Source organism: Methanothermobacter defluvii, from assembly GCF_003385755.1.
In the GTDB taxonomy this organism is placed as follows: Archaea; Methanobacteriota; Methanobacteria; order Methanobacteriales; family Methanothermobacteraceae; genus Methanothermobacter; species Methanothermobacter thermautotrophicus.
The window spans coordinates 227,847-250,210 of record NZ_QREL01000001.1; the positions used below are offsets into that span (position 1 = coordinate 227,847).

The following is a 22,364-nucleotide window of genomic DNA, read 5'->3' on the forward strand; positions in this document are numbered from 1 at the left end:
TAAACTCTCCAAATGCTGGATGGGCACCCCCTTTACCTACAGCCCCGTTAATCTGATGGCCGCAAGGAGGCCAAGAAGTGACATCATCCTCCCCACCTCATTCGAGGCCCCCAGCACGTCACCCGTGCTCCAGTAGAAGTTCCTCCTGGCAACAAGACCAATGAAAACTCCTGAGAGGACAGCAACAGCAACACTAACAGCACCGGGAACCCCCGCCAGGAGGTATGCTGCAGCGGCCCAGAAGATCCAGACCATGCCGGTGAAGGGGCTTCTACTCGCCATTATGAAGTGCCTCCCGGTCCCACCATCGAGGGGCCTGGATACCCGGGCGCAGCCCGTGAGGCACACCTTGGCCGAGACCTCCCCTATGAGGAGTCCCTGGAACAGGACATCCTGTGGAAGGGAATAGATGGCTGCTATGGTGGTTGATGATACGATGAGCAGAAGTCCAAGGCCACCTGTGCCTATCCTGGGATCCCTCATTATCTCTATCTTCCTCTCAAAGCTCCCATGGGACATGAGGGCGTCACCCATATCTATGAGGCCATCGAGGTGGTGGAAACCTGTGAACCAGATGGCGAATCCATAGGCAACACAGGCAACAACCGCCCCAGGGAACACTAGGGATGCAGCCACCCCGGCTGAACCCACTGCAACCCCTATGAGGGCGCCCACAAGGGGCCAGTGGAGTGTGAGTGAAGCTATATCCTCAATGCTGGCCTCTGATTTCAGGGGCACAACCGTTGAGAAGGATATGAGTCCCCTGACTTTGTCGGTGACGTTCATCAGGCACCCCCCTCGCAGGAGGATCTTTCTGTCTGTGGTGAGGGGAGTGGTGTAAACAGGGTTCTGGCGGATCTTTCTGTCCTCACAGGTCTACCCCCATCATTCGAAGAGGCGTGACATGCACCCGGCTATGAGACCCGCAACGGCATCATCCACCATGGGGCCCAGTTCCCCGAGGATGCCGGGTTTTTCCTCATCATATCTCTTGAAGTTGAATATGGCCTTCGTACCTGCCACCTGGTTGGCAACAGCCATCCCCAGGACCTCATCACTGTAGAGGAAGGCAGGGTCATCCCTCAGATCCACACCGAGGATCCTCAGGTTTTCTATGTCCCCCTCAAGGTGCAGGGCGGCTGCAAGGAGGGCCCTGACATTGAGGTCCCCCAGGGCCCTCTGTATCTCTGACCTGAGACGGTCCCGGAGCTCGGCGGTGACATCAACACCCACCACCAGATCCATACCCGCATCGACCATACCATCAATGGTGACGCCGCGGGCCTCAAGGAGCTCCTCGACTCCAGGGCCATCCAGGAGCACACCCTGAAGGGAGCGCCTGACAGCCCCCCTTATGGAATCTTCACAGGGCCGTTCATCACCCGGGAGTGCCACGACCCTCACCCGCTGCCCCATTATCTCAGTGAGGATCCCGGCGGCCGATGATACCTCCTCCACACTGATCCTCAGGGCTTCAGGTATCCGGTCACCGCAGGGCTCCCCGACGACCACCAGGACGTCCATCACATCCCCTGTGGATGAGAATGCCACCGCATCACCATCCCTCACCATGCAGTGGCCCCGGGGGAGATCATGGCGGACCTCGTCCTCAATTCTGATGCTTGAATCTGCAGTAACAAGGCCTGAATCTGCACTCACAGTTACATGATCCTCTTCAACCACAATATCTGCACCGTTAACATTCATTTTCTTCTTCAAGTGATTCACCTTCAACATACGCCACCAGCTGTGACAGCTCTTATGATAACCGGCAGTTATCATCTGCTGGAGTTTACACCCTCATCAGATTTATTATCTACACAGCACATATCTATGTATGGTGATATTAATGAAGGTGCATCTACGGGTATTCATTGAGGTCGAGAACCTGGGCCGTGTCATGAACATACTGGCAGATGAGGGCGTCACAGGCTTCTACATAGTGGAGTACAAGGGCGTCTCCCCGACAGAGTGGAAGGGATTCTCAGTCAAGGAGGACCCTGAATCAGCCATTTCACTGATACACGACTATGCAAGGGACGCAGTCCTCGTATGCTCGGTGGTTGATGAGGAACTTGTTGAACCAATCGTAAACAGGTTCGGCGAGGAGCTGGCCAGTGAGAAGTACACCATAATAGAGATACCCATAAGAAGGATAATAGTCAACTCACCCTAGAGTGAATATAAGCGGTGCTCGGATGGTAACAGTCATAGACCCCCAGCTGGCAGGGGTATCAGGTAACATGATGGTGGGCGCCCTCATAGACCTCGGGGCCCACCCCGAGAGGACAGCTGAGGTCATGGAGGATGCGGCGTCCCACTTCGGCGGTGCTGATGTGAGTGTATCTGAGGTTAAAAGGGCGGGCCTCAGGGCCACATACGTTGATGTGAGGGCTGACGAATCACTCAGTGTGGGCTACCTGGAGTTCCTCAGACTCCTTGAGGGGATCAGCCACCCTGCCCTGGATGATGAGATGCTATCAATGGCAAGGGCCGTCTTCCACACCATAGCCCAGGCAGAGGCCTCTGTCCATGGAGTGAAACTGGATGAAGTTCACTTCCATGAGGTCGGCGCCGCGGATGCGGTTGCAGATGTCATGGGGGCGGTCTTCGCATACTTCGACCTCAACCTCCACCGGGATGAGGTCTACACCCTCCCGGTTGCAGTCGGAGGGGGACTGGTGAGGGGTGCCCATGGCCTCACACCGGTCCCTGCACCCGCCACAACCGAGATACTCAGGGGATTCCCTGTCACAGGGGGACCATCCGGGGTTGAACTTGCCACACCCACCGGTTCGGCCCTCCTCGTGAACATGGTGCGGGAGCACCGCAGGTTCTTCCCACCAATGGAGATCCAGGCCACAGGCTACGGGGCCGGGAGCATGGACCCTGAATTCCCCAACATACTGAGGATAGTAAGGGGCTCAGGGCAGGTACCCCATGACACTGTCACGCTCCTTGAGACCAACGTGGACCACCTGAGCGGCGAGGTCCTCGGAAACATTTTCGAGAGGCTCCTGGAAGCCGGGGCGCTGGATGTGACCCTCACGCCGGTCATAATGAAGAAGAACAGACCAGGACAGCTTATAAGGGTCATCTGCAGGGAAAACGAGTATGAGAGGATCCTTGAGCACCTCTTCTCAGAGACAGGGACCCTGGGTGTGAGGATATTCCCCCAGGTCCACAGGGGAGTCCTTGAGAGGAGGATCATGGAGGCCGAGGTTGATATCAAGGGCCGCAGGACGGCAAGGTTCAAGGTTGGCCTCATGGGCTCAAGGGTCGTAAATGCACGGATAGAATACGAGGATGCCCGGAGGATATCACTTGAGACAGGAATACCACTCAGGGATGTTATTGAAATGTCTGAGAAACAGTTCAGAGACCTTAAATTCAAGGCGGATCAGGAGAATGATGGTAGCGGAGGCCTGAAATGAGGGCAATAAGCATACTCTCAGGGGGTATGGACTCGGCAGTTGCAACGGCACTCATGATGGATGAATATGAGATCCATGCCATAACCTTTGATTACGGTCAGAGGAGTGCCAGGATGGAGCTGGAATATGCGAGGAGACTATCAGAGCACCTCGGCATCGAACACACCACACTGGACCTCCAGTGGCTTGGAAGACTCGGGGGCTCAGTGCTCACGGCTGGAGGGGACATACCATCCCCATCGAACCTTGATGACACCGTCGAGTGCCTTGAGACAGCCAGGAAGGTCTGGGTACCGGGGAGGAACCTGGTATTCACCTCCATAGGGGTCTCCTTCGCCGAGGCCATGGATGCCGGTGCGGTTATAGTTGGCTGGGACCTGGAGGAGGCTGAGACCTTCCCTGATAACTCAGAGGAGTTCCTTGATGCATTCAACAGGCTCCTGGAGATAGGGACCCTGGATGGTGTTCGTGTGGTGGCACCGGTGATTGGTATGACCAAAAGGGAGATAGTGGAGGCAGGCCATGAAGTGGGGCTACCATTCGAGTTAACCTACTCATGCTACGCTGGAGACAGGGTCCACTGTGGCGTCTGCGAGTCCTGCATGAGGAGGAGAAGGGCCTTTGAGCTTGCAGGTATTGATGATCCCACAGAGTACCGTGAATAGTTCGACAGCGGCCCCATAACCCTATTCTATTTTTTGTCTGATCCAGTAAAATCCGCAGTGAAAAAAATAATGAAAACAGGCTTCTTTCAGAGGAATGGTTGAGGCCTGAATCATATATTTAACGGTCCCGGACTAGAGGCAGAATATAAAAGAAGGTTTTTATTTTATGACCATGATTATGTCGCCGGTCTCAACCTTTTCACCCTCAGCGGTGTATATCTTCTCAACAACACCACCGTGGGGTGTCTGGATATCGTTCTCCATCTTCATGGCTTCAACAACCGCGACAACGTCCCCGGCATTCACCTGGTCGCCCTCACTGACCTTGAGCTTCACAACCATGCCCTGCATGGTGGACTTAACTGCACCCTCAACATCCACCGGTTCGGGTTCAGCTTCCTCGATGGTCATGTAGCCTGTGGGGACCACCTTGACCTCGAACTCGTCACCATCGACCTCCACGTGGAAGACGGTTGGCACCTCACCTGTCGGGGCCATCTCCTCTGCCGGGGGCTCCAGGGGCTCCTCCTCGATTTCACCCCTCAGGAATTTAGGTGCAATGGCAGGGTAGAGGGCGAGGGTCAGTATGTCCTCCTCCTTCTCTATTATGCCCATCTCCTCACCCTTCCTCCTGCACTCATCATACTGGGGTTTGAGGATGTCCGCTGGTCTGCAGTCGATGGGTTTCTCATCTCCGATGACCTTCCTTGCGACCTCCTCATTTAATGGGGCAGGGGGTCTGCCGTAGAGTCCCCGGAAGTAGTCCTTCACCTCATTGGTGACCATGCTGTACCTCTCACCGCTCAGGACGTTCATAACGGCCTGTATACCGACTATCTGACTGGTTGGGGTTACAAGGGGAGGGTAACCCATATCCTTCCTCACCCGGGGCATCTCCTCGAGGACCTCCTCATAGCGGTCCAGGGCGTTCTGCTCCTTGAGCTGCGCAACAAGGTTTGACAGCATACCCCCGGGTATCTGGTATATGAGGACGTCTGTGTCGATCTGCTCGGCTATGGGGTCGAGGATGCTGCTGTACTTCTTCCGGATCTCCTCGAAGTACTTCTTGATGTTCTTCAGGATCTCAAGGTCAAGGCCCGTGTCGTAGGGTGTGTCCCGGAGTGCAGCCACAATGCTCTCTGTGGGTGGCTGGGAGGCACCCCAGGATAGGGGTGATATGGCGGTATCAAGTATATCAACGCCGGCCTCACAGGCGGCATAGTAGCTCATGGGTGTCATTCCACTTGTGCAGTGGCAGTGAAGGTTCACCATGAGGTCGGTCTCTTCCTTGAGGGCCCTCACGAGTTCGTAGGCATCATGTGGAGATATTAGGCCTGCCATGTCCTTTATTGCAACGGAGTCACATTCAAGGGCCTCCAGTTCCCTTGCAAAGTCCACATAACTCTCAAGGGTGTGATAAGGGCTGATGGTGTAGCAGATGACTCCCTGCACATGGGCTTCCTGTTCCCTGGCGACCTTTATGGCGTACTCCATGTTCCTTATGTCATTGAGGGCGTCGAATATCCTGAAGACATCAACGCCGTTTTCATAGGACTTCTCAATGAACTTCCTCACTATGTCATCGGGGTAGTGCTTGTACCCCACAAGGTTCTGGCCCCTGAGGAGCATCTGTATCGGCGTCCTTTTCACGTGTTCCTTAAGTTCCCGTAGCCTCTCCCATGGATCCTCATTCAGGTAGCGTATGCAGGTATCGAAGGTTGCACCGCCCCATGCCTCCAGTGAGAAGAAACCCACCCGGTCCATTTCCTCTGCGATGGGTGTCATGTCACGGGTACGGAGGCGTGTTGCAAGAAGTGACTGGTGCGCATCCCTGAATGCTGTTTCAACGACCTTTATCCCTTTCATCGTGACCCTCTCATGAGATCAATTAGATTCTTTATATACATAGTAGGAACTTCCTTAAATACACAGCAGATGTATTAATTCATCAGAACTCTGTACTACAACGTATAATGGTTATAAGGGATGAAATCATAATCCTAACAATTAAATTTACATGGAATTTTAAGGGAGAATCAAAAATGGCAAAGATAATCATAGATTATGATGAATGTGATGCATGTGGAGAATGTGTTGATGTATGCCCGATGGAGGTACTCATAATAGTTGATGGTAAGCTCGAGGTCCAGCACCCTGAGGAATGCAATGAATGTGAGGTGTGCATGGACGTATGTCCAAACGAGTGCATAGAGGTTGAAGAGGACTGATTCCCTTACAGACCCTTTATTTATTCCTTATTTCTGTATATGATAATTCTGGTAAGAAGATTTTCAGGGGATCGTTTCTAAGGTTTTTTTTGTATGTATGGAATTCTGGTAAGAAGATTTTCAGGGATTCTAAAGTTGTATTTTTAAAAAAGAGAATTCTGTGAAGGGATTATCTCTCCCTTTCACCGGCAATGAATTCATCCACCATACGCGCTGCCACGTCGTCAGTGTACTGGACCGGGGGATGCTTCATTGTATAGGATGATATGGAGGTCAGGGGCCCACCGATACCCCGGTCAATGGCCAGCTTGCAGCACCTTATGGCGTCAATAACACAGCCCGCAGAGTTGGGGGAATCCTCAACACTCAGCCTGAGCTCAAGGTTCATGGGGACGTCCCCGAAGAGCCTGCCCTCCATCCTCAGGAAGCAGATCTTGTTATCCTTCTGCCAGGGTATGTAGTCACTTGGCCCTATGTGGATGTTCTCATCATCCAGGCGGTCCTCACCAAGTATTGACTGGACAGCTTCGGTCTTGGACTCCTTCTTTGAGTCCAGACGGTCACGGTTCAGCATGTTGAGGAAATCAGTGTTCCCACCAGTGTTTATCTGGTAGGTGCGGTCGAGTTTAACACCCCTCCTCTTGAAGAGGTTTGTGAGGGTCCTGTGGGTTATGGTGGCCCCCAGCTGGGCCTTTATGTCATCACCGACTATGGGTATGCCCTTCTCCTGGAATCTGGCAGCCCATTCAGGGTCACTTGCAATGAATACAGGCATGTTGTTTATGTAGGCTACCCCCGCCTCAAGGGCGCAGCGGGCATAGAACCTTGCGGCCTCCTCTGAACCCACCGGCAGATAGTTGAGGAGTATCTCAGCCCCGCTCTCCCGGAGGACCTCAACGACATCCACGGGTTCCTCATCCGCAACCACGAAGGTCTGTTTTTCAGGGTAGTCCTTCATGTGGGGGGCCACACCATCAAGGACATGCCCCATGGACACCTCAACACCCATTTCCGGGACGTCATCGCAGAAGACTGCTGTACAGTTTGGTGGGGCGAATATGGCCTCACTCACATCCCGGCCAACCTTCCGCCTATCAATATCGAAGGCAGCAACGACCTCAATATCGCCGGGTTCATAGCCGCCTATATCCCAGTGCATGAGACCTATCGAGTCACCGGCACCCTTATTACGGTAATAGTATATCCCCTGAATCAGGGAGCTGGCACAGTTTCCCACACCTACTATCGCGATCTTTATCTTATCCAATTGAAACACCTTTCAGAGACTTGTGATAATCATAAAATCAAGGCTATAAATTGATCAACCTACTTTTTAATAATTTGCATATTAAACTATTAAATGTTTCGCCCTTCCCTGAAACCTCTCAATTGCATAGGAATCTGCGCACTTATTTCATACGTCCTGATGAAGGGATAATCACAGAAGCAGTAGGATTAACGCTTCCAGATCAGTAGAAGATGAGGCTCACCCTTATCAGGAGGAAGAGGAGCCACATAAGTAGCGTGAAGGGACCCCTGAATCTCTGATAATCGGGGAGGGCTGCATTGAAGCGCCATGTTAAAATTATGATCAATATTAGAATGAGGTTTTCAACGTTACCCAGTATGTTGAGGGGGTTTTTAATGTAGGTGAGTATCCAGGCAACGGCCGTCAGGATGATCCCGGCCCACCCCAGCTTAACAAGGGGCCTGTAAACATCCTCTGATCCGAGTTTCAGCCGTGAGAGTAGCAGGATAACTGTGAATGATCCCATACCCAGTATCATGCCCAGGAACTGTGTGAAGAGGAGAATGACCGGCACCTGGAATATCTCTGATTTAAGCACCGGGAGCAGCACCAGTGCCTTCAGGGACTCATCCGGTGGGAAGGATTCAATGCTACCCACAGCAAGGGAGAACTTTTCCCTGTTTGCGGGACTGTATACCTTCAGCCGGTATGTGCCTGCATCAACGGTACCATTGAACTCCGGGCCCTTGAGGTAGTGGTCGCCACCGAATTCTTCAAAGTAGGGCTCCCAGGTGCTGATGTTACCCTTGAGGGTCCCTATGACCTTACCGTCACCCCTTATTATGTCCACATATACGGGTCGTGCATCTGGAGAGTAGGGGACGAGTATGTTCACGTATAACCTGAAGGGACTCTCTGACGTTATCCTGAAGTAGACAGGTTTTCCCTTCAGCTCACCGTAGAATGCCTGTGAAACTTCAGGGTTCTGTACAATGACCTCTTCTGACCCTGTTACCAGCCTCGGCTGATGTGAGTATGCAGCTGAGGCACAGGTAATGGTTATGAGTACGATAATAAACAGAACCCAGCCTCTCATGTTAATATGTATGGAGATATGATTTAATAAATATCACGGTGCGGATTCTTTTTGTCATATATCATCCCTCCTTTCTCCGATAAGATATTATTAATTAATACCGGTCCGTAGCGTCAGGTGGCCTGGATGGCAACTGATGATGAGGCATGGGTTTCAAAAGAAAAAAGGTAGAGGTAAGCTAGCCCCATTCACTGTTAAAAAAAAAATTTGAATTCCGGTCCTCAATGCACTCCATGAGGCCAGTTTGAGATTTGAAGTCATAACCGCCGGATTCCATGCACTCCCAGGTATTCAAGCATATTCATCGGCTATTTTTGAGAGAATGCTATGATCTTCGAGATTTTAGAGTTTAGAAGCCAGCTGAAACCTTAGCAATTAAATTAAATCCAGCCCCTTCAACTGAGAATCATAGGAGCCATATCCTGGTCGGCGGAGATCAGGGTTACAGTTATGTACTTGCTGATATAAAAATAATAGATCATGAGACTATCAGACCAGAATAAGGTATCCCTAGTGGCGGGACTTTGTCTGGTGGGATTAGTTATTGTACTGAAGAATCTTCTTCTCATCCCATCAGATATCCTATCCAGGGATGTTCTCATCTATATAATCATCTACTGGGCATTCACCGTCATTCCAGGAAGAAGAGGGGGGAAGGGATCAAAATATGATCATCCTTTATACTGGAGCTTGCTCATAATTTTAATTACATTAGTTATAATTACCATGTACCTGATATGAGCGCATGCTTGCAGCTATTAAGGGAGTGCTGAACCGGTCACCTGAGTTCCAGAGCTGCTTTGTTTTTAACAGGTTAAGCAGGTTAATGTTTGATGTCGCCACGGGTCTTTTTTTAATCAACCTCGATGACAGTTCCTGTTCTGAGCACATTTACATTACATGATCTGCCCAGAACTTTAAATGCCTCCTCTGAGGTGCAGTGGCCCGTGTAAATCTTTCCAGCCTCAAATTCCTGGATCTCACTGGCCACATACAGTGCATCCCCTGAGATATGGAGGCCCCCCACGACCATTCCAATCTCCCTGTCAGGGAAATGGTCCCGCACAGTGCCCAGTATGTTCAGTATGCCATTATGTGAGCAACCGGTCACAACAGTAAGCCCACCCGGACCATCAATGACAAGGACCAGTTCATCATCGAAGGTGTCAGGAACCAGACCCGCCGCTGACTCCATGAAGAGGGTCCTGTTACCCAGGGGTCTTCTGAATGGACCGCTGAAACCCTTCAGGATGGTGTAGCCCTCATGGATCACAGTATCCTCATCAATGAGCCTTATCCTGGGATCTGTTATCTCTTCAATTCCTATGAACCTCTCAGAACCATCCTCAACGGCCCATCGCCCCCTGAACGCTCCTTCACCGGTTAATACCTCAGCGTTTTCATTTATCTCCATGAACTGAGCCAGGCCGCCGCCATGGTCGTAGTGTCCATGGGAAAGGATGGCCAGGTCCACATCCCCCAGGTCAACACCAAGCAGCTCAGCATTCTCCATGAAGAGTCCGCTCTGACCGGTATCAAAGAGTATGTTCACATCACCCTCAATGTGGAGTGACAGTCCATGCTCGGCCCGGAGGGGTGGTCTTGCTCTATCCTCAACAAGGCACGTTATCTTCATATACGTCACCGTCAAGTCTGTCCAGGATCTCATCAATCCTCCTCTGCACGTCCTCGATGGGGTCCTCGGTGTTTATGATGTACCATCCATCTGCAAGTCTGAGGGCCTTCTCCCGGGTGCTGGTGAGGTCATCGAGGTTTTCAAACATTTCATGTTCATCCCTCTCCATCAGCCGCCTCAGGGACTCCTCAGGGGAAACGTCCAGGAAGAACATGTACTCTGTTGTGGGCAGAACCCTTGATAGCAGACGGTAAAGTACTGATGAGAGGGGCCCCGGGAGGTAGGCGACACCCATGAGGTACCTTGAGAATATAAGTGTATCCGGTCCAGGATTGGAGCGCCAGTGGTAGAGCCACAGGGACCTTATGACGTCCAGGGCGTAGAATATGGCTGCCCTGATGTGGTTAACCTTACCACCCCTGAGGAGGGCCTCCCTGGCCCTCTTACCGTAGGGGTTGTCATCCTCGGGGTGGGACCTGAAGACGACATGCTCACCCCTCTCAAGGTACCTCCTCCTTATCAGCTCCGCGTGGGTGTCCTTCCCTGCTCCGTCGAGGCCGTCAATCACTATGAACCTCAAATCCCCATTCCCCCAAGGAGGATGTATGCTGCAACAGCCCCGAAGCAGGCAGTCAGGTTGTCGAGTCCCCGGGGGGTGAGGGCCTCCAGTACAGTTGATACCAGGGCCACCCCCAGGATAAGGTACGGGGTGAAGCCCTGGGAGTAGTAGGTGAGGACCACCGGGAGCATCACCAGGAGGATGATGAACATCCCAAGTGAACCCTCAAGGCTCTTCTTATCTCCCAGGACACTGAAGGTTGTCCTCCCGAACCTCTCACCTGTCAGGCTTGCGAACCCGTCACCATAGGACATGGCGGCTATCCCTATACCGGTAATCCAGGGGGCCTCAAAGAAGAGGTATGCCAGGATGGTCCAGGATATGGAATAATATACGAGTCCAAGGCCGTGTCCGTAGGATGAGGCGCGGTGCTTCACCTTGAGGGGTGAGTAGGGACTTAGGAGGAAGGTTATGAGGATGAAGGGGGCTGCTGCCAGGAATGTTATGACGAGGCGGCTCTCAAAGAGTGGTAATATAAATAGGATGTTCCCAACCATTATATGCACAAACTTTCTGCTCAGATTTGGCCTATCACCGAGGAGCCTCTCAGATACAAGTAATAAAACTGCAACATATACATATACCATCAGGAGCCCAAGAATGTCACTGCCAGTCATAGGATTTATGAAGTAATTCACGGTATAAGTGGGTTTTGATTTGGGTTTCCGTGTGCATGATGAGATCATGGTTTTATTTACTGATGATTGAGAGATTCTACAATGGATATTCAGGAGGAGTTCATATGAATCCATACATAGAGATACTCAGACCGGTAAATGCCGTCATGGCGGTAATAACAGTTATACTGATGGCCCTCATCACGGGCAGATTCGATTCCGCAGTGCTCCTGGCATCAGCAGTTGTCTTCATGGCTACAGGTGCAGGGAATGTGATAAATGACTACTTTGACCATGAGATAGACGCCATAAACAGGCCCAAACGTCCCATACCATCCGGGAGGATCAGCAGAGCCACCGCCGGGATTTACTCAGCTGTCCTCTTCGCAGCGGCTTCCATCACCGGATTCTACCTTGGCCTGCTCCCGGGCCTCGTGGTGGTTTCAAGTTCACTCCTCATGGTCTACTATGCATGGAGCCTCAAGAGGAGGTGCCTGGTGGGTAACATCACAATATCATTCCTCACGGGCCTCAGCTTCGTCTTCGGCGGCATAGTCCTGGGGGAGGTGAGGGTTTCAGTCATCCTGGGTCTCTACGCATTCCTCATGACCATGGCGAGGGAGGTGGTCAAGGACATGGAGGATGTGGAGGGGGACCGGGCTGAGGGTGCAACAACACTCCCCATAACCCACGGGATGAGGGTTTCGGGTTTGCTGGCAGCGGCTTTCATGCTGATCGCAAGCCTCACAAGCCCCAGCCTCTACATTCTCGGTGTATTCTCGGTTCTATACATCCCGGTGCTTCTCTTTGCAGTGGCAGTTTTCCTCCGGGCTGCCATCATGATCCTCAGGAGTCAGGATAGGGCTACGGCATCCAGGACCTCAAAGCTCATAAAGGTGGGCATGGCTGTGACCTTCATTGCCTTTGCAGCTGGCAGCAGGACCATCACAGCACTCCTAGGTCTTCAGTGACTTCACAGGGAAATGCACTGCAGCATCACATGTCCATGAGGGGATCACAAAGGAACCGCCTGCAGTGATTCCATTCACAAAAAAGGTTTAGGGTATGTGAATTGTATGAATCATTAGGGTAGGTGAAGGAGGTAGATGTTCATCCCCCCAACCTTCATTTAAACTCCTTCAAAACCACCCTAACCCTTTTTCTAACATTCATCCCCCTAACCTTTTCCGGGTGGTTATCCACCCGGACAATTAGATTCACTCACCACTCTTTATCCCGACTATATCAACCACTTCAACAAGTTTCCAGAGGTAGGACCGGTCCATCTCCACAAGACAGGTGAGGGGGTCCTCCGGTGAATGTCCAAGGGCCTTGAGGATGTTCCTGGAGAGGCCGCGCTTCTCTATGAGGTCAGCGAACATCTCCTTCACGCGCCTCTTTGTTGAGGGGTCCTTCTCCTCCACTATCTGGCCCTGCAGTGTAACGAAGCGGTACTCTGAGAGGTCATCACTGTAGTGTTCAATTTCAACGGCGACGTAGGGGTTCCTCCTGAGAAGCTCTATCTTCCTGCCGTACCTTGTTGAGAGGAAGTAGAGGTGTTCCCCGTCAAATACGTAGAGGAAGGGGGCTATGTATGGATAGTCCCCGTTGAAGGCTATCCTGCTTATGAAGTTCTCTGCTATGAACTCATCATACTCTTCCTTTGTCATGAGGGGTATCTTAACAATGCTCATGATTTCACCTCCCTTTTATTTAGAAATCACCGACCACCGGGTATCCGGCCCTCAGCCAGGCCCCAATACCTCCAAGGACGGTACTCACCCTGAACCCATGGCTTTCAAGTATGCTCGCAGCTATGGTTGACTTGTAACCGGAGTCACAGTAGATGACAACATCCTTCTCTGGAATCAAATCAATGTTATCTGGCAGGTCACCGACCCAGACGTGTTCTGAGCCCTCAATGTGGAACCGATCCCTGTCTGTGATCTTCCGGACGTCCAGGAGGAAGAAGTCACCCTCCATTTCCCTTAACTCATGGACACTGATGGCATCCAGTTTCTGAATCTCAAGTCCCGCCATGTACCATGGGGGGAATCCACCTGCAAGGTAGCCTGCCATGTTGTCATATCCCAGCCGTATCAGGGACCTCCTCACGGAGTCCACACCCCTCCCATCATCCACTAAAAGTATGGGGTCCTCGTAGTTGAGGAAGTACCCTGCAAAGGCAGCGAATCCGTCCTGCCAGATGTTCAGGCTGCCGGGTATGTGGCCACCGCAGAAACTGGTGGGGTTACGGACATCAACAACCTGTGCGCCCTCCCCCATGAGCTCCCTGAAGTCCTGTAGGGGGAGGGCTTCGAGGTGAGATTTATTAACCTTCACTCCCCTGAGGTTGTTCTCCTCCATCCTCCTGAAGTAGGGGGGAGTGTAGAGCCTCTCCGACTTCTTGTATTCAATGAACTCATCCCTCCCCATCTGGAGATAAGGGTTTGTGAGCCTCTCATAGCCTGCTGTGGTTGTGTCCATATCCCTTATCTCGGCCCCGCACACTGAACCCGCTCCGTGGGCCGGGCAGACCACCACATGGTCCCCCAGGGGGAGTATCTTTTCATGTATGCTATCATAGAGCAATCCAGCGGTTTCAGGGATCTTTTCAGGTCCAAAGAAGTCAACACGCCCTGTTTCACCAGCGAAGAGCACATCCCCCACAAAGACCATCAGACATTCATCAGATATGCTGGTATCACGCACAGCAATGGATATGCTCTCATAGGTGTGACCCGGTGTTTCAAGAACCTCCAGTTCAAGGCTTCCCAGACTGAAGGTGTCACCCTCCTTCACAGGGGTTCCATACCTGAAGTCGAGGGCTGAACCGTGGAGTATCTCAGCATCCACGTGGCGTGCAAGCTCCGCTGACCCGATGGTGTAGTCCTCATTGCGGTGGGTCTCAAAGATGTACCTTATGCTGACACCGTGCATCTCTGCAAGCTCCAGGTAGACCTCAACATCCCTTCTCGGATCCACAACCGCGGCCTCAGAACCAGAACCAAGAAAATAGGAGTTATGGGATATCCCCTCAGATTTTATTATCTCAAATATCATGCACCTCACCCATAATAATTATGGCGCTGATATTATTTAATTTTTTAATGTAACAGAGGGGCTGTGCTGCTGATGGAGGATTAAAAGGTGGATTAATTCATGAGGGTTCCTCAACCGGTTCCAGGGGGAACCTGAGGGCCACCCTGACACCGTCCGAGCCATCAATGGTGACTTCACCCTCAAGCTGTGCGGCCAGGTTCAGCATGAGATCCATTCCAAGACCACCATCCACTGAGGGGTCAAAGGATTCCGGGAGCCCCACACCGTCATCGGCGATGGTGACCTCCATTGAATCACCAACCCGTCTCATGGATATCCGGACCTCACCTGAACCACCAGGGAATGCATGCTTCAGGGCGTTGGTCACGGCCTCATTAACTATCAGTCCGCAGGGTATGGCCTGGTTTATGCTGAGGTCAACGTCCTCCAGTTTGAACTGGAACCTGATGTCCATGGAGGGGTAGTTTGATCGCAGTTCAGAGAGAAGGTCCTCCATGTATTCCCTGAAGTTCACATGTGCCATGTTCTCGGTCTGGTAGATCTTCTCATGGATCATGGCCATGGACTTTATGCGGGTTACGCTGTCCCTCAGGGCCTCGGCAGCCCTGCCATCCTCCAGGTGATACCTCTGGAGGTTCAGGAGGCTTGAGATAATCTGGAGGTTGTTCTTGACGCGGTGGTGTATCTCCCTGAGCATCACGTCCTTTTCATCCAGGGACCTCCGCAGGGATTCCTCGTATTCACGAAGCCTTGTGATGTCGTGGAGCCGTATGAGGAGGGATTCCCTGCCCTCCCAGACGGTATCTGTGATCATCATCTCAGCCACACGGACCTCACTGTCCGCTGTCAGGACCTTAACCTCCTGCAGTTCCCTACTGAGGGGTATGCCTATGTGCTTACCTCTATATCCAGGGGGCCAGTCAAAGAACTTCCTGGCAGCGGGGTTTGAGTAGAGCAGCACGCCCTCCAGGTCAACTATCATCATGGGCTCCGGGCTGTTCTCGACGATACCCAGGAAATTGTTCCTTGAGGTCTCGACCTCCATCTCATGGATCTTCTTATCGGTTATATCCAGGGCAAATCCTCCGACACCCAGTTCACCGCCAGGGAGTTCGACCCTGAATTTATAGACCCCGTAGACTCTCCCATGGACCTCCTCCTCAGTGTAGGATTCACCATCCCTGAGGGCGGCCATGTCAGACCTCCGGCATGCCTCAGCAGCCCTCCTATTCATCAGTTCAGGGTCCGTCTTTCCTGTGACATCATCAACTCCAAAGACCTCTGAGAAACTGCTGTTTGCAAGTATGTACCTTCCCCCTGAATCCTTGAGGAACACAATCCCCGGGTTGTGATCTATGAATGCCTCATAGAGGTACATGAGGTTCTCAAGGGAGCACAGGAGTTCATTCTCCCTGCGGATGTTCTCAAGCCACATGTCAACTTCCATCTCACTCCTCACACCCCTGAGGAGGATTTCCGGTCTGACATAGTAGGGGTTCCTGTACACCATGGAGTTCCAGACCACAAGTGGGTGGGTGAGGAGCACACCCCTGATTATCTCGGGGCTGAAGAGACTCCTCCGGTACTGACAGATGGCCAGGCAGTCTGAGCCGGGGAAGAAGTTGTTCAGCATGTTCTCATATTCAATGAGCCTTTCACTCCCGGGGAGGCCTTTGAGGACCCAGTCCATCTCACCGGTAACCCTCAGGGCGCTGAATCCCTCGGAGACAGCCTTCCGGGTTTCAGATTCAAGGAGGGCTACCATCCTTTCAGGGTCAAAGACCCCGCCATCAGTGTAGGCGTCACTGTCATCCATTATCCTGAGTCGACCATCCGCTTCGAATTCATCCACAGGGACTTCCCTGCCAAGTTCCTCCCGTACCGTGTCAGCGGTCCTTTCACTGCATATGTACAGGCACCTCTCACCCCGCCGGAGGCCATCAACCATGAAGGGGATTAGGGTGTTCCTCCATTCCGCATCGTCATCATAGATGATGCAGATATGGTCCCCGGCCTTCATGTCCCTGATGAGGGATTCCATGTCCCTCTGCCCGGACATCTCAACGATATCACGTATCCTCCTCAGAAACATCTTCATGGCATCCACCTCAGATTCCAAGGAACCTCCTCAGTTCACCTGCATCGGAGAGGTCCCCTATAACCCTCCTCCTGGGGCCCGGGCTGAGCCTTTCAAGGGTGGGGATGGCTATGACTCCGTTCTCCCTTGCAATCCAGGGGCTCTCCAGGACGTTCACAACCTCCAGTTCCACCCTATCATCAATGACCCCCCTGAGGTTTTCAAGTGCCCTCTCTGAGAGGCTATCGCAGGTTACATAGAGGCGCAGCTGGATCATCAGGGAACACCCCCATGCTTCACCAGGAACCCCCCTTGAGGAGTATGCCCCTGTCGGTGAACCTGAGCTCCGCTATACTGCTTGAATGGTTCATGCCCCTGCTTTTGAGTATCCGGAGGAGCCTCCGGTACTCCCCGTTTGTCCTCACATGTTCAAGGACTATCCAGGTGTCTATGAGTGAGGACAGTTTGAGTTCGGTGGTTGTTGCAGTGAAGGGTGAACTTATAAGGTACGTGAATATTGAGGTGATGCCCCTGCTTTTAAGGAAATCAGTGAACCTTATGAACAGGTTCTTTGAATTCTCGGCCCGGTTTTCAGGGCTACCAGCACCTGCCAGTGCCGTGACAGGGTCAACCAGCACAGCATCGGGTCTGAAGTCCATGACAAGGTCCTGCATTGATGTGAGGTGGGCTTCAAGTCCAAGGGATGTTGGACGATCAGAGTGTATGAGGAGGTTCTCACCCAGGAACTCACCAAGATCGATGCCGATGGACTTCATGTTGCGGACTATCTGGTCAGCGGGCTCCTCGTTGGCAAAGAAGAGGCACCTCTCACCCCTCCTGCAGGATTCAAAGGCAAACTTTGAGAGGAGGCTGGTCTTACCGGCCCCTGTGGTCCCGGATATGAGCACAGACGATCCCCGGTACACGCCCCCGCCCAGCATATCATCCAGGTCCGGTATCCCTGTGGATACAAGTTCCCTGCTCACACTGTAATCAAGGGCCAGGGACGTGATCGGGAATATTGAGACCCCCCTCCTGTTTATGAGGAAGGGGTACCGGTTGAGGCCGTGACCGGAGCCACGGTACTTCACCACCCGGAGGTGTCTTGTCCCCACCTGCCCCTCAAAGGTGTGGGTGAGGTGTATGACACAGTCAGAGATGTACTCCTCAAGCCCATGGCTGGGGGAACCCCCTGAATCCCCTGAGGTGAATACGCTGGTAACCCCCATACCGTTCAGCCACCCTATGAGTTCATGGAGTTCAGACCTTATCAGACCGGGTCTTTCGGTGTCATCAAAGAGGTTATCAACCTTATCAAGGACCACCCTCCTGGCACCGGTCCTCCTTATGGCGTCCTCGATCCTCAGCTTCAGGGCCTCCAGGCTGTAGGATCCAATCTCAGGGTCCATGCCACAGGAAACATCCTCAATGAAGAGTGAACCATCATTGAGGAGCCTCTCAAGGAGCCTGTCTGATGATCTGAAGTTTTCAATAAGGTTTGCTGCGGGTTCATCGAAGCTAACCATGACACCGGGCTCTCCATAGACCGAGGCACCATTCAGGAGAAACTCCATTGCAATGAAGGTCTTACCGGTCCCGGGGCCCCCGTATATCAGCGTGTTACGGCCCCTTGGAAAACCCCCCTCAGTAATCATATCAAGGCCCCTTACACCGGTGGGGGCCTTCTCAATATTCTCAAAGACCAGAAAAAACACCCCCTAACATATGAGAGTTCAGTGCAGCGCAGGTTATACTCCCATGATAATATTATTATACCAGCCACCATAAAAAATAAGCGAATAATACTGAAGGGCCGGGAGTGTTTAAATGGATCACATAATCGAGACAGAGGATATAAGGAAGAGGTATGATGACTTCCTGGCGGTTAAGGGAGTGAACCTGAGGGTCCCTGAGGAATCCATATACGGCGTCCTGGGACCAAACGGGGCCGGTAAAACGACACTGATATCCATGCTCTGCACCATACTCCGCCCCACCGGGGGCAGGGGCACTGTCAACGGGTATGACATAGTGAAGGATGCAAGGAAGGTCCGGGAATCCATTGGGATAGTTTTCCAGTCAAGGGCCCTGGATGATATACTCACAGGCAGGGAGCACCTGGAGATGCACGCCGCCCTCTACGGTGTACCCAGGGATATAAGGGATAAGAGGATAGAGGAGGTCCTGGATCTCATAGCCCTCGGAGACAAGGCAGACGAGTACGTGAAGACCTACTCCGGGGGGATGAAGAGGAGGCTGGAAATAGGCCGTGGACTCATACACCATCCAAGGGTCCTCTTCCTCGACGAACCAACCCTTGGACTCGACCCACAGACAAGGGAGAGCATATGGAGGTACATAGAGAAACTCAACCGGGAGGAGGACGTCACAGTGCTGCTGACAACCCATTACATGGAGGAGGCCGATAAGCTCTGCGATGAGGTTGCCATAATGAGCCACGGCGAGATCATAAAGGCCGACAGTCCAGGGAACCTCAAAAGGGAGCTTGGAGCAGACACCATAACGGTCAGGGTTGACCGGGCACCTGACTTCTATGAACTCCTCCAGAGGCAGGACTATGTCAAGGAGGCCTACCTCATGGATGATGAGGTTAAAATACTGGTTGAACGGGGAGAGAACCTGGTCCCGGAGATAGTTAACCTTGCAGCAAGGAACAGCTACTATGTGAGGGCCGTGGAACTCGAACACCCCACACTTGAGGATGTATTCATAAAGTACACAGGCAGGGGTATAACTGAGGCGTGACCGGTTCCTGATGGTTTCCTGTGTTTCTGCTTGGAGGCGTGATTGAAATGGCTGAAATCGAGGGTATATACACGATATGGCTCCGTGAAATGAAGAGATTCTTCCGGTACAGATCCAGGATAGTCACATCAATAGTCACCCCCCTCCTCTGGCTCATAATATTCGGGACAGGGCTGGGGGCCGCGGTCAGATTCGGCGGTGTCCCGGGGGGATACAAGGCATTCATCTATCCGGGGATCATAGGCCAGACAGTGCTCTTCACCAGCATATTCTCAGGGGTCTCGGTGATAATCGACAGACAGTACGGTTTCCTGAAGGAGATCCTGGTGGCGCCCATATCCAGGGAGTCAATGGTGGTTGGTAAGGCACTGGGGATAAGCACTGCCTCAATGATACAGGCGGCTATCCTGCTTGTCCTATCATTCATAGTGGGGGTTACCATGTCCCCGATCTGCTTCGCGGTTAGCATGGTGATAGCCCTCATAATATCCATGGGACTCGGTGGCCTGGGCCTCATGATAGCGGCCTTCACAGACAGCATGGAGGGGTTCAACCTCATAATGAGCTTTATAGTGCTCCCCATATTCCTCCTGAGCGGGGCCCTCTTCCCAATAACCGGACTCCCAGCCTGGCTTCAGGGCGCGGTCTATATAAACCCTCTCACCTATGCAGTCGACGCCCTCCGCTTTACAATACTGAGAAATTCAGTGCTTCCACTTGAGGTTAACGTTGCAGTGATATCGGTTTTTGCAGTTATAGCCGTCCTTGCAGCGGCTTTCCTCTTCAACAGGAAGGAGCAGAGTTTAATGTAATTAACCAAATACCCCAAATTCTCTGTTTGATTTGTTAAGCGGAAAAACATGGATATGGCTGCCACTCTGTGAGGAGGGAACGGTAACTGGGCTCACCATTCCAGGGTACACCAGGAGCCCCTCAAGATCCCATCCTCTGAACAGGGGAGATTTCCTGAGATCCTCCACATAACTCAGAACTTTATAGACGGATTCAAGAGGGGGAAGTCCTGTATCTGTAACTGAAAACTTAACATCCCCCACCAGAGCCCTCTTATGACCTTCAGATTCATAAAGAACAGTTATATCTGGCTTTATGATACTTCCACCTCCTCCAAGGGCTTGCAGGAGGTCACCATAGTAGGTTGAATGTTTAATTGCATTTAGCTTCACTTCCCATATTATCATGGCAGTTTCATCACCCATTTCCATCCTGAGGGATATTTTAGAGGATGGAAGATGCGGAAGTCTTTTTTCAACGGATTTAATATGAAATCCCATCTGCCGGAATTTATCCCATATTCTTGAGATCGCCCAGAGTTCATATACACTGTAAAATTGCCGAAGGGGCATCTCCACCCCATCCACCTGCAGAGGGTGGATGAGGTTAAGGTAAATAACAGTGTCCCTTATAATCCGGAAGATACTGTAAATTTCATTGTAAAGCCTGTTTCCCTGTGATATTAGTCGCTCGATCACCCGTGATTCCTCAAGAATATCGATGGTGAAAAAGGCCCAGAGATGGTACCTGTCCATGATTCCAGCCGCTGATCTGAAGAGCGCCTGGCATAATTCAGACCTTTCACCATCGACCATTCCACCCACAAGTTCAGCTGCACACATAAGGTAATATGCTGTCTGGGATATCATCCTGTTGAGTATGGTTTCATGGTCATGCCAGCTTTTAATATAGATCCTGTAGGGTGATAGATTCATTGATGGGTGGGTGTAGAGGCGTGAACCATGGTAATCTCTGCTGGAATGCATTTCCCTGTGGATGGGACCTGCCTGGAATAGTTTTTCAAGAGCAATCCTAAACCTGGAGACAGACTGTTCAAGAAGGTTTATAATGAAAGAGGGGCTGGGTGGAAAATCTTTCTGTAGCTGGTGTGAGAATCTCCCAGTCACCATGAAGTTTTCCTTTATACACAAATTACTGAAAAGTCTTCTTTTATAAGTTTTTATGCGCGTCATTAACTTAACATGTCAGTTCAACAAATAGATTTATATAATACTAAATTATACATGTTTTTAAACTGAAATCAGACCAAGTGGGATTGAAAATACAAGTACAATCACGTCGTTTCTGCAATTATTTCTTGAAATCAGACCAAAGTGGGATTTTACTTTAAAATAGGTTTTCTGACATTGAAAAAGCAGTCGATTAAATACAAACTTTAACATTTCTTAATAGCCTCTGACTGTTTAATACTGATATTTTTCGCTTATAAAAATGACATGACCTATGTAATCTCCTCCACTACTTTCCTCCACTACTTAAACATATTTAAGTTAGTAGGTGTTATACCCTAAAATTAGATATAAAATTTAAACACAATGTTTAAGTTGATATGGCTTCTGGGAGAAAAAAGATGAACATAAAAGAAATTTTAATTACTAGCTATTGTTCTCCTCTTGTGGCAGCAATCTTTAGTTTTGTCGCCCCCTTTCTTTGTTCACACCTAATAAGATTTAATCTAAAATTTGTTTATTCTTACTCAAACATGATTTGGCAATTTTCAATAATACTGATAACAGTATGGATTATCACAGTATTCATCCGCAGGAGGATGCGATATATTGTTCACCCATATGGAGCTGGATCTGCAATGGGATGGATTGTTAATTTTGAATTGAGACATGAGGGACTACTATGGAAAATAAGGACTCCTAACCCACTAGATCGCATTCAAGTAAATGAAAGGCTTGTTAATATTGAAGGTCCTAGATGTCCAAAATGCAAAACTGAGTTAGAGCAGATTGATAAATTTTATTGGTATGATATACGTTGTCCATACTGCAATTTCAGCAAAAAAAACATGGCTTCATATTGCAAAAAGTGAGGATCGAGTTGCAAAAATCGCTAGGCGCCAATTAGAAAAATTAAAAGAGTAATAAACTAA

Annotated in this window: 23 protein-coding genes; 9 read left to right on the top strand and 14 right to left on the bottom strand. The window is 51.1% G+C overall.

Annotated features, from left to right (window positions below; genetic code table 11):
- Positions 1-36: 36 nt before the first annotated feature.
- A complete protein-coding gene (gene cobS / locus C7452_RS01325; protein ID WP_048175693.1) occupies positions 37-786 on the bottom strand; it encodes an adenosylcobinamide-GDP ribazoletransferase in 750 nt (249 codons plus the stop codon).
- Between the two features lie 99 nt (positions 787-885).
- Positions 886-1,719 carry an alpha-ribazole phosphatase CobZ gene (gene cobZ / locus C7452_RS01330; RefSeq protein ID WP_245942744.1) on the bottom strand — a complete coding sequence of 278 codons (834 nt, stop codon included), beginning with the start codon at positions 1,717-1,719 and terminating at the stop codon, positions 886-888.
- Between the two features lie 130 nt (positions 1,720-1,849).
- On the opposite strand from cobZ, the gene C7452_RS01335 reads away from it, so the two are divergent.
- From C7452_RS01335 to queC, 3 genes are read left to right on the top strand one after another with little or no spacing between them, the layout of a single operon-like run.
- Positions 1,850-2,176, top strand: a complete 327-nt coding sequence (locus C7452_RS01335) for an MJ1244 family protein (RefSeq protein ID WP_048175692.1) — start codon at positions 1,850-1,852, stop codon at positions 2,174-2,176.
- A gap of 22 nt (positions 2,177-2,198) precedes the next feature.
- Positions 2,199-3,434 carry a nickel pincer cofactor biosynthesis protein LarC gene (gene larC / locus C7452_RS01340; protein ID WP_048060969.1) on the top strand — a complete coding sequence of 412 codons (1,236 nt, stop codon included), beginning with the start codon at positions 2,199-2,201 and terminating at the stop codon, positions 3,432-3,434.
- Positions 3,431-4,099 (top strand): 7-cyano-7-deazaguanine synthase QueC, encoded by a 669-nt coding sequence (queC, locus tag C7452_RS01345; RefSeq protein WP_010876732.1) that lies wholly within the window; start codon positions 3,431-3,433, stop codon positions 4,097-4,099. The genes larC and queC overlap by 4 nt, the downstream gene beginning before the upstream one ends.
- A 159-nt stretch (positions 4,100-4,258) precedes the next feature.
- On the opposite strand, the gene oadA is transcribed toward queC, so the two are convergent.
- A complete protein-coding gene (gene oadA, locus C7452_RS01350) occupies positions 4,259-5,965 on the bottom strand; it encodes a sodium-extruding oxaloacetate decarboxylase subunit alpha (protein WP_010876731.1) in 1,707 nt (568 codons plus the stop codon).
- A gap of 176 nt (positions 5,966-6,141) precedes the next feature.
- On the opposite strand from oadA, the gene C7452_RS01355 reads away from it, so the two are divergent.
- A complete protein-coding gene (locus tag C7452_RS01355) occupies positions 6,142-6,327 on the top strand; it encodes an ATP-binding protein (protein WP_048061279.1) in 186 nt (61 codons plus the stop codon).
- Positions 6,328-6,496: 169 nt separating this feature from the next.
- Here the strand turns inward: C7452_RS01355 and C7452_RS01360 are convergent, their stop codons facing one another.
- Positions 6,497-7,594: an inositol-3-phosphate synthase gene (locus tag C7452_RS01360; protein ID WP_048060968.1), complete on the bottom strand. Its 1,098-nt coding sequence runs from the start codon at positions 7,592-7,594 to the stop codon at positions 6,497-6,499.
- 202 nt (positions 7,595-7,796) lie between these two features.
- The gene (locus C7452_RS01365; RefSeq protein ID WP_115891976.1) at positions 7,797-8,672 is read right to left on the bottom strand and encodes a hypothetical protein; all 876 of its coding nucleotides are present in this window, start codon (positions 8,670-8,672) and stop codon (positions 7,797-7,799) included.
- Positions 8,673-9,152: 480 nt separating this feature from the next.
- On the opposite strand from C7452_RS01365, the gene C7452_RS01370 reads away from it, so the two are divergent.
- The gene (locus C7452_RS01370) at positions 9,153-9,413 is read left to right on the top strand and encodes a hypothetical protein (protein ID WP_115891977.1); all 261 of its coding nucleotides are present in this window, start codon (positions 9,153-9,155) and stop codon (positions 9,411-9,413) included.
- 112 nt (positions 9,414-9,525) lie between these two features.
- On the opposite strand, the gene C7452_RS01375 is transcribed toward C7452_RS01370, so the two are convergent.
- The 3 genes from C7452_RS01375 to C7452_RS01385 are packed head-to-tail and all read right to left on the bottom strand — an operon-like array spanning position 9,526 to position 11,544.
- Entirely contained in the window at positions 9,526-10,308 is a 783-nt protein-coding gene (locus C7452_RS01375) for an MBL fold metallo-hydrolase (RefSeq protein ID WP_115891978.1), read from the bottom strand.
- Positions 10,286-10,888: a nucleoside/nucleotide kinase family protein gene (locus tag C7452_RS01380; RefSeq protein ID WP_048175689.1), complete on the bottom strand. Its 603-nt coding sequence runs from the start codon at positions 10,886-10,888 to the stop codon at positions 10,286-10,288. The genes C7452_RS01375 and C7452_RS01380 overlap by 23 nt, the downstream gene beginning before the upstream one ends.
- On the bottom strand, positions 10,885-11,544 hold the full coding sequence (locus C7452_RS01385; RefSeq protein ID WP_048175688.1) for a diacylglycerol/polyprenol kinase family protein: 660 nt from the start codon (positions 11,542-11,544) through the stop codon (positions 10,885-10,887). Before C7452_RS01385 ends, C7452_RS01380 begins: the two co-directional genes overlap by 4 nt.
- Positions 11,545-11,669: 125 nt before the next feature.
- Here C7452_RS01385 and C7452_RS01390 point away from each other — a divergent pair, with 125 nt between their 5' ends.
- Positions 11,670-12,515, top strand: coding sequence for a UbiA family prenyltransferase (locus C7452_RS01390; RefSeq protein ID WP_115891979.1), 846 nt, complete (start codon positions 11,670-11,672; stop codon positions 12,513-12,515).
- Positions 12,516-12,761: 246 nt separating this feature from the next.
- On the opposite strand, the gene C7452_RS01395 is transcribed toward C7452_RS01390, so the two are convergent.
- From C7452_RS01395 to kaiC, 5 genes are all read right to left on the bottom strand, one after another.
- Positions 12,762-13,238, bottom strand: a complete 477-nt coding sequence (locus tag C7452_RS01395) for a pyridoxamine 5'-phosphate oxidase family protein (RefSeq protein WP_115891980.1) — start codon at positions 13,236-13,238, stop codon at positions 12,762-12,764.
- Between the two features lie 19 nt (positions 13,239-13,257).
- Complete coding sequence (locus tag C7452_RS01400; RefSeq protein ID WP_115891981.1) at positions 13,258-14,607, bottom strand: MBL fold metallo-hydrolase; 1,350 nt, start codon at positions 14,605-14,607, stop codon at positions 13,258-13,260.
- A 97-nt stretch (positions 14,608-14,704) separates the two neighbouring features.
- Positions 14,705-16,726 carry an MEDS domain-containing protein gene (locus C7452_RS01405; RefSeq protein ID WP_115891982.1) on the bottom strand — a complete coding sequence of 674 codons (2,022 nt, stop codon included), beginning with the start codon at positions 16,724-16,726 and terminating at the stop codon, positions 14,705-14,707.
- Entirely contained in the window at positions 16,716-16,961 is a 246-nt protein-coding gene (locus C7452_RS01410) for a circadian clock KaiB family protein (RefSeq protein WP_115891983.1), read from the bottom strand. The genes C7452_RS01405 and C7452_RS01410 overlap by 11 nt, the downstream gene beginning before the upstream one ends.
- Before the next feature lie 19 nt (positions 16,962-16,980).
- Positions 16,981-18,399: a circadian clock protein KaiC gene (kaiC, locus tag C7452_RS01415; protein WP_245942748.1), complete on the bottom strand. Its 1,419-nt coding sequence runs from the start codon at positions 18,397-18,399 to the stop codon at positions 16,981-16,983.
- Positions 18,400-18,511: 112 nt separating this feature from the next.
- Here kaiC and C7452_RS01420 point away from each other — a divergent pair, with 112 nt between their 5' ends.
- Together C7452_RS01420 and C7452_RS01425 are read left to right on the top strand one after the other, a co-directional pair.
- A complete protein-coding gene (locus tag C7452_RS01420; RefSeq protein ID WP_115891984.1) occupies positions 18,512-19,450 on the top strand; it encodes an ATP-binding cassette domain-containing protein in 939 nt (312 codons plus the stop codon).
- Between the two features lie 47 nt (positions 19,451-19,497).
- A complete protein-coding gene (locus tag C7452_RS01425) occupies positions 19,498-20,262 on the top strand; it encodes an ABC transporter permease (protein WP_115892499.1) in 765 nt (254 codons plus the stop codon).
- Here the strand turns inward: C7452_RS01425 and C7452_RS09030 are convergent, their stop codons facing one another.
- Entirely contained in the window at positions 20,263-20,820 is a 558-nt protein-coding gene (locus C7452_RS09030) for a hypothetical protein (RefSeq protein ID WP_147299755.1), read from the bottom strand.
- A 1,013-nt stretch (positions 20,821-21,833) separates the two neighbouring features.
- On the opposite strand from C7452_RS09030, the gene C7452_RS01435 reads away from it, so the two are divergent.
- The gene (locus tag C7452_RS01435; protein WP_115891986.1) at positions 21,834-22,304 is read left to right on the top strand and encodes a hypothetical protein; all 471 of its coding nucleotides are present in this window, start codon (positions 21,834-21,836) and stop codon (positions 22,302-22,304) included.
- Positions 22,305-22,364: the final 60 nt, after the last annotated feature.

Bases quoted from the DNA above. Each gene is read 5' to 3' on its own strand.
- C7452_RS01365 (WP_115891976.1), bottom strand. From the start codon at position 8,672: ATGAGAGGCTGGGTTCTGTTTATTATCGTACTCATAACCATTACCTGT.
- C7452_RS01420 (WP_115891984.1), top strand. From the start codon at position 18,512: ATGGATCACATAATCGAGACAGAGGATATAAGGAAGAGGTATGATGAC.
- C7452_RS01395 (WP_115891980.1), bottom strand. From the start codon at position 13,238: ATGAGCATTGTTAAGATACCCCTCATGACAAAGGAAGAGTATGATGAG.
- queC (WP_010876732.1), top strand. From the start codon at position 3,431: ATGAGGGCAATAAGCATACTCTCAGGGGGTATGGACTCGGCAGTTGCA.
- C7452_RS01435 (WP_115891986.1), top strand. From the start codon at position 21,834: ATGAACATAAAAGAAATTTTAATTACTAGCTATTGTTCTCCTCTTGTG.
- C7452_RS01375 (WP_115891978.1), bottom strand. From the start codon at position 10,308: ATGAAGATAACGTGCCTTGTTGAGGATAGAGCAAGACCACCCCTCCGG.
- C7452_RS01370 (WP_115891977.1), top strand. From the start codon at position 9,153: ATGAGACTATCAGACCAGAATAAGGTATCCCTAGTGGCGGGACTTTGT.
- cobS (WP_048175693.1), bottom strand. From the start codon at position 786: ATGAACGTCACCGACAAAGTCAGGGGACTCATATCCTTCTCAACGGTT.
- C7452_RS01385 (WP_048175688.1), bottom strand. From the start codon at position 11,544: ATGACTGGCAGTGACATTCTTGGGCTCCTGATGGTATATGTATATGTT.
- oadA (WP_010876731.1), bottom strand. From the start codon at position 5,965: ATGAAAGGGATAAAGGTCGTTGAAACAGCATTCAGGGATGCGCACCAG.
- C7452_RS01390 (WP_115891979.1), top strand. From the start codon at position 11,670: ATGAATCCATACATAGAGATACTCAGACCGGTAAATGCCGTCATGGCG.
- C7452_RS01410 (WP_115891983.1), bottom strand. From the start codon at position 16,961: ATGATCCAGCTGCGCCTCTATGTAACCTGCGATAGCCTCTCAGAGAGG.
- C7452_RS01400 (WP_115891981.1), bottom strand. From the start codon at position 14,607: ATGATATTTGAGATAATAAAATCTGAGGGGATATCCCATAACTCCTAT.
- C7452_RS01355 (WP_048061279.1), top strand. From the start codon at position 6,142: ATGGCAAAGATAATCATAGATTATGATGAATGTGATGCATGTGGAGAA.
- larC (WP_048060969.1), top strand. From the start codon at position 2,199: ATGGTAACAGTCATAGACCCCCAGCTGGCAGGGGTATCAGGTAACATG.
- C7452_RS01335 (WP_048175692.1), top strand. From the start codon at position 1,850: ATGAAGGTGCATCTACGGGTATTCATTGAGGTCGAGAACCTGGGCCGT.
- C7452_RS01425 (WP_115892499.1), top strand. From the start codon at position 19,498: ATGGCTGAAATCGAGGGTATATACACGATATGGCTCCGTGAAATGAAG.